Origin of the sequence: Roseisolibacter sp. H3M3-2, assembly GCF_029211165.1 — a bacterium.
Taxonomy (GTDB): Bacteria; Gemmatimonadota; Gemmatimonadetes; order Gemmatimonadales; family Gemmatimonadaceae; genus Roseisolibacter.
In genome coordinates, this window is the sequence record NZ_JARGEK010000151.1 from 1 (window position 1) to 10,873 (window position 10,873).

A 10,873-nucleotide genomic window follows, 5' to 3' on the forward strand; every position below is an offset into this window, starting at 1 on the left:
ACGAGACGGCGCGCACCGAGGCCCAGCGCGCCGAGCCGCCGCGCGAGTACGCCCTCGCCGCGCGGCGCCCGGCCGCCGTGGCGGTCCGCGAGGCGCAGCGCCTCACCGTGACCTACCAGGACGCCGACATCCGCGACGTGGTCGCCGCGTTCGCGGCCTTCTCGGGGCGCACGATCATCGTCGGCCGCGAGGTCACCGGCAACATCACCGCCGAGATCAAGGACCAGCCCTGGGACGTCGCGCTGCGGGCGCTCCTGCGCTCGCAGGGGCTGGCGCTCAGCGAGGACTCGGGGAACGGCATCATCACGGTCGACAGCTACAAGAACCTGGCGTCGAACCGCGCGACCGAGCCGGTCGCGACCCGCATCATCGACATCAACTACGCCAAGGCCGACTCGCTCGTCCCGCTCGTCCAGACGCTGCTCTCGCGCGAGTGCGCGCCGGGCGACGTCGCCGCCGCCGCGGCCGCCCAGCAGGCGAAGAACCCGGGGCAGTCGCAGATGGTGTCGAGCAACCAGGGCGACCAGAAGGGGGTGCCGATGGGCTGCGTGGTCCGCGGCGCCGTCACCGCCGACCGGTCGACCAACAAGCTCCTGATCTCCGACGTCCCGTCGAACATCCCCGAGATCATCGCCCGCGTCCGCGAGCTCGACATCCGCACCCCGCAGGTCGCGATCAAGGCGAAGATCCTCTTCGTCAACCGCACGGGGCTCGAGGACATCGGCGTCTCGTACGACCTCGGCACCGGCACGCAGCAGTTCTTCCAGCAGCTGGTGCAGCGCCTCGACCCGTCGACGCGCAAGCCGATCGACACCAACGCCGACGGCGTCCCCGACGCGCTCGGCGGCGGCGAGCCCTTCGGCGGCGACCGCGTCGCGCTGGGCGGCAACGCGCTCTCCGCGCTCGCCAACGCCAACTCGGCGCTCCAGCCCTCGGCGCTCAACCTGATCTACTCGGCGACCCTCGGGCGCTTCCAGATCACGTCGTTCGTCAACGCCCTGCAGCAGAGCGAGCTGGCCGACGTGCAGTCGGAGCCGAGCATCGTGACGCTGAACAACCGGGCGGCCGAGATCTTCGTCGGCCAGCAGGTCCCGATCCGGGTGATCGACGCCAGCTCGGCGAGCTTCGGCAACAACGCGCCGCGCGCCACCGTCCGCCTCGAGGAGGCGGGCATCCGGCTGAGCGTGGTGCCGCAGGTGACGAACAACCGCCGCATCGTGCTCGACCTGTCGGCCGAGAACTCGGACGCGCAGCTGTCGACCACCGACGTCGGCGTCGTGTTCAACCGGCAGCGGGCCGAGAACCGCGTCCTCGTCGGCGACGGCGAGACGGCGGCGATCGGCGGGCTGACGGTGACCAAGACCTTCAAGGTGAAGACCGGGATCCCGTTCCTCGTCGACCTCCCGTTCGTCGGCCGCCTGTTCGGCCAGACGCGCACCGAGGAGCGCAAGCAGGACCTGCTGATCCTGGTGACCCCGCACATCCTGGACGAGGGCGAGCCCGCCCCGATCCCGGCGCCGCGCCGCTGAGCGAGGGCCTCCGAGCATGCCCACCATGGCTTCTCACCTCACGCGCGCCGTGCGACCGGCCGGCGCGCTCGCCCTGGCCGCGGCCCTCGCGGCCTGCGGCGAGTCCTCCTCGTCGCTGATCACCGGCGGCGCCGAGAGCGACCGCACGCCCCCCGCCGTCACCGTGGCCGCCGCCGCCGGCGCCGCGAGCGACAGCGCGGTGGCGGTGCAGGTCAGCGCCCGCGACAACCTCGGGCTGCGCCGCGTGCGCGTCGTCGCCACGCAGCGCCTCCCCATCGGGCGCGACACCACCATCGTCGGCCTCGACACCGCCTTCTCCTCGGCGGTGACGAGCTTCGTCCAGACCATCAGCTTCAAGGTCCCCGCCGGCACGCCGGCCGGGACGCAGGTGACCGTCAGCGGCGAGGCGACGGACGGGGCGGGGAACGCCGCGCCCGACGCCTCGGTGCGCGTCGCCACCGGCAACCTCGAGCCGCCGCGCGTCCGCCTCACGGCGCCGCAGCCCGGCTCCCTGTTCGTCATCGGCAAGTCGGGGATCATCTCGCTCGCCGCGTCGGCCCGCCTCAAGGTGCGCGGCGTCGGCTACGTCGCCACCGGCCCCGGCTTCGCGGCCGCCGACTCGGTGTTCTACCGCGAGCCGCTGCGCGACTCCGTCTCGGTGATCGACACCGTCACCGTCCCGGGCACCGCGCAGACGGGCGTGCTGACCGTCACGCCGTTCGTCATCGACTCGCTCGGCCAGCGCGCCACCGGCGTCCCGGTGCAGTTCGCGGTGCAGCCGATCACGGCGGTGAACAGCGTCCCGGTCGTGAGCTCGGGCGTCACCCGCCGCGTCGAGACGCAGGACACGGTGCGCGTCGCCGCCAGCGACCCGACCGGCATCCGCGTCCTCGGCTACGAGATCGTGGACACCGTGCAGCGCCGCGTGATCGTCGCCGACTCGACGATCCTCTCCGGCCAGCTCACCGTCGCCGAGACGACCTTCACCTTCCGCGTCCCGCTCGCGAACCTGCCGTCGCCCGTCTACGTCCGCGCCTTCGCCACGAACATGGCGGCCCGCCGGTCGTACACGAAGCTGCCGTCGGGCGTCGACCGCGTCGACTCGGTGCTCGTGGTCGCCGGCACCACCCGCGCGCTCCCCAGCGGCGGGCTGCTCGCCGACGGCGTCTACATCAACCGCTACGACCGGCTGTACCTGACCAACATCGACCGCAACCAGGTCGAGGTCTTCAGCCTCGCGCGCCAGGCCTTCGAGCGCCCCGTCGTCGTCGGCTCGCGCCCCTGGGGGATCGTCCCCTGGCCGCGCAACCGCGTCGGCACCCCGGGCGACACGCTCCTCGTCGCCAACTCGGGCGGCACGAACATCAGCTACGTTCAGCTGGGCGGCGACGGGCTCGGGCTCGAGGTCTACCGCTACCCGCTGCCGAACATCATCGCCTACTCGGTCACGAGCGAGCTGTCGGCGACGACGGGCGAGATCATCCAGACCCGCAAGGTCTACGACTTCAGCGACCGCCCGCAGTACCTCGCGGCGACTTGCGAGGTCGGCAGCACCAACGGCACCACCTGCGGCGACGTGAAGCTGGTCTACTCGACCACGCCCACCCCCGGCCAGACGTTCCAGTTCCCGAACAAGGGCACGGTGCGCTGGGAGAGCCTGACCTCCTGCACGTCGCACTTCTTCTTCGAGCAGGCGATGGGGACCGCCGTCCGCCGCGCCGACTCGCTCGAGGTCGAGCGCTACGCGGCCCACCCGTCGTACCGCCTCCCCGTGACGTGCGAGCAGCCGGCCGACCGGGTGACGCTCGTCCCCTTCATGCAGACCATCACGGCCGCCGACGGCTCGACCCGCACCTTCTCGGTCGAGGTCGACCCCGACAAGCTGGCCTTCCGCGACACCACCTTCGTCCGCAACTCGGGCAACTTCGCCCGGGCGATCCTCGGCGAGGGCGGCACGGTGAAGGGGAGCCGGGCGATCGGCTACGAGGCCGACCCGGGCATCGCCCAGGACGTCCTGATCGGCGGCCGGTCATACCGCTTCGCGATCCCGTTCATCGACCTCGGCGTCTCCGGGCCGCGCGACGTCTCCGACTTCATCGCCAACACCTTCGCCACCGTGAAGGGGGTCGCCATCAACTTCGACGGCGCGCTCTCGGCGATCCGCGGCGACTCGACCTACATCATCGACCCGAACCTCCGCCTGCAGGGGCTCATGCAGACGACCGGCGGGCCGAACGCGGGCTTCGACTTCCACCCGCAGAACTCCGGCTCCGGGTCGAACCAGACCGACATCGGCCGCCGCCTCGCCTTCTCGGCGAGCATGACGCCGCAGATCGAGGTCTACGACAGCTACTGCTACCAGAAGCTGGGGAGCATCGAGGTCCGCGACCCGATCGTCGGCCCGATCAAGGCCTCGCTCCGCTCCAACGGCCAGATCGTCCTGGTCGGCGCCTCGGCCCGCGGGGTGGTGGTGATCCCGCTCGAGCGCCAGTTCACCTCGGGCTGCACGCCGCGCTGACCGCCGCGCTGACCGCGGCTGCCCCACCCGGCGCCCGGCGCCGGCCCCTCCCCGGGGGCCGGCGCCGTCGCCGTTCCGCCCCCGGCCGGCCGCGCCCGGCGCGGGGTGGTGCCGGACGCGACGCTGTTACCTTGCGACCCTCCCGCCCCCGCCGACCCCCCGCGAGCCCGTCCGCGCCATGACCCCCCTCCACTTCACCACCGCCGGCGAATCCCACGGCCCGGCGCTCGTCGCCGTGCTGGAGGGGGTCCCCGCCGGGCTGCCGCTCCTCGCGGAGCACGTCGACGCCGACCTGGCGCGCCGGCAGCAGGGGTACGGGCGGGGGCGCCGCATGCAGATCGAGACCGATCGCGCGGAGTTCCTCTCCGGCGTCCGCGCCGGCGAGACGGTCGGCAGCCCGATCGCCATGCTGGTCCGCAACTCGGACTGGAAGAACTGGCAGGACGTGATGGACCCGGCCCCGCGGGAGGGCGACCCGGACCCCCGCCGTCGCTCCCTCACCCGCGTCCGCCCCGGGCACGCCGACCTCACCGGCGTCCTCAAGTACGACCGCGCCGACGCCCGCGACATCCTAGAGCGCGCCTCCGCCCGCGAGACCACCATGCGGGTCGCGGCGGGCGCGATCTGCCGCCGCCTGCTCGACGAGCTGGGCGTCCGCATCGGGAGCCACGTCGTCCACCTCGGCGGCGTGGACGTCGAGGTCGCCGAGCTTCCGCCCGACGTCAACGCGGTCGCCGACGCCTCCGCGGTCCGCGTCCTCGACCCGTCGGCGGAGGCGGAGATCGTCGGCCGGATCGACGAGGCCAAGCGGGCCGGCAACACCCTCGGTGGCATCGTCGAGGTGGTCGCCACCGGGCTCCCGGTCGGCTTGGGCTCCCACGTGAGCTGGGACCGCAAGCTCGACGGCCGGCTCGGCCAGGCGATGCTCTCGATCCCGGCCGTGAAGGGGGTCGAGATCGGACTCGGCTTCGAGGCGGCGCGCCGCCGCGGCTCCGACGTCCACGACGAGATCGCCCTCGCCCCCGGGCGCGAGCGGTCGGGCAACGTCCGCCGCCTGACCAACCGCGCCGGCGGGCTGGAGGGCGGGATGACCAACGGCGAGCCGTTGCTGGTCCGCGTGGCGATGAAGCCGATCTCGACGCTGATGCGCCCCCTCCAGACGATCGACGTCCGCTCCGCCGAGCCCGCCGCGGCGGCCGCCGAGCGGAGCGACGTGACCGCGGTCCCGGCGATGGGGGTCATCGCGGAGGCCATGGCCGCCTTCGTCCTCGCCCAGGCCGTCCTCGAGAAGTTCGGTGGCGACTCGCTCGGCGAGCTGCGCCGGAACGTCGAGGGGTACGTCGCCCACGTCCGCCAGCGGCTGCCCGACGCGGTCGAGCCGGCGTGACCGCCGGTCACGTGATCCTCGTCGGACTGCCCGGCTCGGGAAAGAGCACCGTCGGCCCCCTCCTCGCCGCGCGACTCGGCCGCCCCTTCGTGGACGTCGACGCCGAGCTCGAGCTTAGGGCGGGGCTTCCCATCCCGGTCATCTTCGAACGGGAGGGGGAGGCGGGCTTCCGCGTCCGAGAGGCCGAGCTCTCCGTCGAGCTCGCGAGGTCGGCGCCGGCGGTGATCGCGCCGGGGGGCGGCTGGCTGCTCAACCCCGGGGCGGCACCTTTGCGGGAGGGCGGGCGTATCATCTATCTCAGGACGGCGCCCGAGGCCGCGCTCGCCAGGATGGGAGACGGCGTCGCCGGACGCCCATTGCTCGCGGCGGCGGCCGACCCGCTGGCGGCGCTCCGCGCGCTGCTCGACCGGCGGGGCGCGGCCTACGAGGGGGCGGCGCTGACGATCGACACCGACGGGCGCACGCCCGCCGAGGTCGCCGACCGCGCGGCGGCGCTGATCCGAGAGGCGGAGGGAGACGGATGACGGACCGGGACGAGGCGGCGCGCGACCAGGGGCTCCGGCCCCTGCTGCGCGAGCTGCGCGAGCGGTTCCGCGACGCCGCCGACCTCCGCGCGGTGCGGGTCTACCTGGCCGCCCGCGGCTACGACGGCCCGCGGCTCGACGAGGTGCTGGCGGCCTTCCAGGCGCCGCACCTGGCCGACGACGCGGAGTCCGCGGCCGCCGCGCCGATCGCCTCCGCCCCACCCGCGCGCCCCGCGCCGGCGGCCCTGCCGCCGCTCCGCGTGGCCGCGCCGCACGAACGCGCCCGCTTCGAGCCCGACGCGTGGGCGTGGCTGCTGCAGCACCGCGCGACCGCCGGCTGGTCGGTCGCCGAGCTCGAACACGTGATCGAGCGCGCGCTCGTTCAGATAGATGGACGCATCGCGGTCGACGACCTCCGCACGCTGCTCGACGGCGCGTTCGGCGGCCCGGCCGAGTCCCCGACGGTACACTGAGGATCATGGCCACCAAGAAGGCAGCGACCAAGAAGACGACGGCCAAGCGGGCGACGCGCGCCCGCGGCGCCGCGGCCGAGCCGGCCGAGCACGAGGAGGAGGCGCCGCCGGGCTCCACCTCGCTCGTCATCGTCGAGTCCCCGGCGAAGGCCAAGACGATCGGCAAGTACCTCGGCCGCGGCTACAAGGTGCGGGCGACGGTCGGCCACATCATGGACCTGCCGGAGAAGAAGCTCGGCGTCGACCCCGAGAAGGACTTCGACGTCACGCTCGAGCCGATCGCCGGCAAGGAGAAGACGATCGCCGAGCTGAAGGCGGCCGCGAAGGAGGCGCGCGAGGTGCTGATCGCCACCGACCCGGACCGCGAGGGGGAGGCGATTGCGCACCACGTGCACCAGCTCATCGCGCCGCCCGCGCGCCGCCGGAGCGCGGCCGCCTCGGCCGCCCCCGCGGTGCCGATCCGGCGCGTGCTCTTCCACGAGATCACGAAGGACGCCGTCCAGCGGGCCGTCGCCGAGCCGCGCGACATCGACGCGCACAAGGTCGACGCGCAGCAGGCGCGGCGCGTCCTCGACCGCCTCGTCGGCTACAAGGCGAGCCCGGTCCTCTGGAAGACCGTGAAGAAGGGGCTCTCCGCCGGGCGCGTGCAGACGGTGGCGCTCCGCCTCATCGTCGAGCGCGAGCGCGAGATCCGCGCGTTCGTCCCGGTCGAGTACTGGTCGATCACCGCGCAGCTGGAGAAGGGCGGCACCCCGTTCCAGGCCAAGCTGCACCACGTCGACGGGAAGAAGCCCGAGATCTCGAACCAGCAGCAGGCCGACGCGATCCTCGCGGCGCTGCGCGGTCGCGACGTCTTCCCGGTGACCGAGGTCAAGCGGCGCGAGCGTCGGAAGAACCCGCAGGCGCCGTTCACCACCTCGACGCTGCAGCAGGAGGCGGCGAAGAAGCTCGGCTTCGGCTCCAAGCGCACCATGCGGCTCGCGCAGGACCTGTACGAGGGGATCGAGCTCGGCCCCGAGGGCGGGGTCGGCCTCATCACGTACATGCGGACCGACTCGACGCGCGTCGCCGAGAGCGCGGCCGCGGCGGCGCGCGAGCACCTGCGCACGCTGTTCGGCGCCGACTACCTGGCGCCCGACCCGCAGCTCTACGGCACGACCAAGCAGACCAACGCGCAGGACGCGCACGAGGGCGTGCGCCCCACCGACCCGGCGCGCCGCCCGGAGCTGGTGCGCAAGTACCTCTCGCCGGACCAGCTGAAGCTCTACGAGCTGGTGTGGAAGCGCTTCATGGCGTCGCAGATGGCCCCCGCCGTCTTCGACACCACGACCGTCGACTTCGCGATGGACGCCTTCACGTTCCGCGCGACCGGCAGCGTGGTGAAGTTCCAGGGCTTCCTGGCGCTCTACCGCGAGGCCCGCGAGGAGGGCGACGCCGTCGCGCTCGAGGACGAGCAGGCGCTCCCCGTGCTCGACGAGGGGGAGCGGGTGCCGGTCAAGGCGATCGTCCCGCAGCAGCACTTCACGCAGCCGCCGCCGCGCTTCTCCGAGGCCTCGCTGGTCAAGGAGCTGGAGCGCCTCGGCATCGGCCGCCCGTCGACGTACGCGTCGATCATCAGCGTGCTCGCCGACCGCCGCTACGTGCTGCTCGAGCAGCGGCGCTTCTTCCCCACGCCCCTCGGCGAGAGCGTCGAGAAGGTGATGGTCAAGAAGTTCCCGGCCATCTTCGACGTGCAGTTCACCTCGCGCATGGAGGGCGACCTCGATCGCGTCGAGGGCGGGGACGTCGACTGGCGCACCGCGCTCCGCGAGTTCTGGGAGCCGTTCAAGGAGGAGCTGCACGTCGGCGACGACAACCTGCTCATCGCCGAGGCGTACGACCTGTCGGCGCTCGAGAACGAGCGGTGCCCCGAGGACGGCGGGCGGCTGGTGCCGAAGGCCGGCTTCTTCGGCCCGTTCGTCGCCTGCGAGAACCACCCGAAGGCCTGCAAGTACACGCGGCCGATCACCGGCGAGCGCAAGCCGCCCGTGGTCACCGAGTACCTGTGCCCCGAGTGCGGCGCGCCGATGTACCTGCGCCAGGGGAAGAGCGGCGACTTCCTCGGCTGCAGCCGCTTCCCGAAGTGCCGCGGCACCCGCGCCATGCCGACCGGGGTGAAGTGCCCCAAGGACGGCGGCGACATCTCGCAGCGGCGCTCCAAGGCGCGCGGGAAGATCTTCTACGGCTGCGAGAACTACCCGAACTGCGACTTCGTGGTCTGGGACAAGCCCGTGAAGGACGTCTGCCCCGAGTGCGGGTACGAGGGCGCCGAGGCGAAGTCGAACAAGACGCGCGGGAACTACCGCAAGTGCCTCAAGTGCGCCAACGAGTGGGACGTCGCCGAGGAGCCGGCGGCGGAGGAGCCGGTGGCGGTCTGACCGCCGCCGGCTCGCCCCGGCGCCTGCCGCCTCACGGCAGCTGCAGCTCCTGCCCCGGGTGGATCAGGTCCGGGTTCGGGATCGCGGCCCGGTTGGCCTCGTGGATCTTCTTCCACGACCCGGCGTCGCCGTAGACCTCCTTGGCGATCTTCGAGAGCGTGTCGCCGGCCTTCACCGTGTAGGTGCGGCCGGCGGTCGCGTTTCCGGACCCCTTGTCGGCGAAGCCCTCGTTCACCTGGATGTTGACCTGCGCGTCCATCTGGACCGACTGGATCGCCGAGACGGCCTTCAGCCGGTCCTCGCCCGAGCCGACGGTGCCGCTCACCTGCGCGCCGCTGACCTGGAGCCCGTAGACGTTGACGCCCGCCTTCTGGAGTGCCGCCGCGTAGTCGGACTGGTTCGCCATGATTCCTCCGTGGGTGCCGTGGTGACCGTGGGTGTGCGGCGCCCCCGGCTGCAAGCCGTGGTCCCGTGGCGCCGACCGTCCAGCCCGCCGGAACCCCCTCGCCGGGCGCCCCACGGTCGCAACCATCGGCGCCCGGCGCGTGTCGAAGCGTCGGAACACGGGGCGGGCCGCTCTTTCGCGACGCCGTACCGTGCGCCATCGTAGCGGCCGTCGGCCGCGACGCTCAGCGGCCTCCCCCCGCCGTCCCCCCGCGTTCCGATGCGCCTCCCGCGTTCCCGCCCCATCCTCCTCGGCCTGGGCGCCGCCGCCGTCGTCGCCGTCGGCCTCGTCACCTGGCGCACGCTCGGCGCCTCGGAGACCGAGGACGACCCGCTGGTCGTCGCGGTGAAGGAGGGCGAGTTCAAGGTCACGATCACGACCACCGGCGAGCTGCGGGCGGTGAAGTCGGTCCAGATCCAGGGGCCGGGCAACCTCCCCCAGGCGCAGCTCTTCCAGCCGATCAAGATCGCGTCGCTCGTCCCCGAGGGGACGGTCGTGAAGGAGGGCGACGTGGTGGCGGAGCTCGACCGCGGCGCCGCCGCCTCCAAGCTGAACGAGGTCGGCCTCGCCGTGCAGAAGGCCGACGCGCAGTACACGCAGGCGCAGCTCGACTCGACGCTCAACCTCTCCAAGGCGCGCGAGGAGCTGCGCACGCTGGAGTTCGCGCTCGAGGAGAAGCGCATCGCCAAGGAGCAGGCGCAGTACGAGGCGCCCAGCGTCCGCCGGCAGACCGAGATCGACCTGCAGAAGGCCGACCGCGCGCTGGCCCAGGCGAAGCGCGACTACCAGACCAAGACGCAGCAGGCGATCGCCAAGATGCGCGAGGTCGGCGCGGACCTCGACCGCCAGAAGAACACGCTGAAGACGGTGCAGGACGTCGTCGCGGCCTTCACGATCAAGGCGCCGGCGCCAGGCATGGTGATCTACCAGAAGGAGTGGAACGGGCGGAAGAAGGTCGTGGGCTCGCAGGTCTCGCCGTGGGACCCGACGGTCGCCACGCTCCCCGACCTGACGCAGATGGAGTCGATCACGTACGTGAACGAGATCGACGTGCGGAAGCTCGCGGTCGGGCAGGGGGTGCGCCTCACCCTCGACTCCGACCCGTCCAAGGTGCTGACCGGCAAGGTCACCGCGGTCGCCAACGTCGGCGAGCAGCGCCCGAACACCGACGCCAAGGTCTTCGAGGTGAAGGTGCTGCTCACGCAGGCCGACACCACGCTGCGCCCCGGCATGACGACGGCCAACGCGGTCGAGACGGCGACGATCAAGCGCGCGCGCTACATCCCGCTCGAGGCGGTGCAGGCCGACAGCGGCCGCACCTTCGTGTTCCGCCGCCGCGGCGGGTCGGTGGTGCGCGCCGAGATCGAGACCGGCACGATGAACGACAACGAGGTCGTCGTCGTCCGCGGGCTGGAGCCGAGGGACGAGGTGCTGCTCGCGCCGCCGGCCGACGTCGCGGCGCTGGAGACGGTCGCGCTCCCGGGGCGGCCGAAGGAGTCCGCCCCCGCGCGGCCGAGCGACAGCGCGCCGCGCGCGCCCGCGCCCGCGGTGCCGGCGTCGGCGCCCGCCGCCCAGAAGGC

Annotated in this window: 8 protein-coding genes; 7 read left to right on the forward strand and 1 reads right to left on the reverse strand. The window is 73.0% G+C overall.

The features are described 5' to 3' along the window. The 6 genes from PYV61_RS13440 to topA all read left to right on the forward strand — a co-directional run. Positions 1-1,529 (forward strand): secretin N-terminal domain-containing protein (locus tag PYV61_RS13440; RefSeq protein WP_275832326.1); only part of this gene is annotated, 1,529 nt, incomplete at its 5' end. Positions 1,530-1,554: 25 nt separating this feature from the next. Beyond that, positions 1,555-4,047, forward strand: a complete 2,493-nt coding sequence (locus PYV61_RS13445) for a hypothetical protein (protein WP_275832328.1) — start codon at positions 1,555-1,557, stop codon at positions 4,045-4,047. A 178-nt stretch (positions 4,048-4,225) separates the two neighbouring features. Next, positions 4,226-5,434, forward strand: coding sequence for a chorismate synthase (gene aroC / locus PYV61_RS13450; RefSeq protein WP_275832330.1), 1,209 nt, complete (start codon positions 4,226-4,228; stop codon positions 5,432-5,434). Beyond that, positions 5,431-5,958, forward strand: a complete 528-nt coding sequence (locus PYV61_RS13455) for a shikimate kinase (protein WP_275832332.1) — start codon at positions 5,431-5,433, stop codon at positions 5,956-5,958. The genes aroC and PYV61_RS13455 overlap by 4 nt, the downstream gene beginning before the upstream one ends. After that, positions 5,955-6,431, forward strand: coding sequence for a hypothetical protein (locus PYV61_RS13460; RefSeq protein WP_275832334.1), 477 nt, complete (start codon positions 5,955-5,957; stop codon positions 6,429-6,431). The genes PYV61_RS13455 and PYV61_RS13460 overlap by 4 nt, the downstream gene beginning before the upstream one ends. Before the next feature lie 5 nt (positions 6,432-6,436). Beyond that, a complete protein-coding gene (gene topA / locus PYV61_RS13465; RefSeq protein ID WP_275832336.1) occupies positions 6,437-8,848 on the forward strand; it encodes a type I DNA topoisomerase in 2,412 nt (803 codons plus the stop codon). 31 nt (positions 8,849-8,879) lie between these two features. On the opposite strand, the gene PYV61_RS13470 is transcribed toward topA, so the two are convergent. After that, positions 8,880-9,254, reverse strand: a complete 375-nt coding sequence (locus PYV61_RS13470; RefSeq protein ID WP_275832338.1) for a LysM peptidoglycan-binding domain-containing protein — start codon at positions 9,252-9,254, stop codon at positions 8,880-8,882. A 258-nt stretch (positions 9,255-9,512) separates the two neighbouring features. Here PYV61_RS13470 and PYV61_RS13475 point away from each other — a divergent pair. Continuing rightward, positions 9,513-10,873, forward strand: a 1,361-nt coding sequence (locus PYV61_RS13475) for an efflux RND transporter periplasmic adaptor subunit (RefSeq protein WP_275832340.1), incomplete at its 3' end; no start/stop codon positions are given.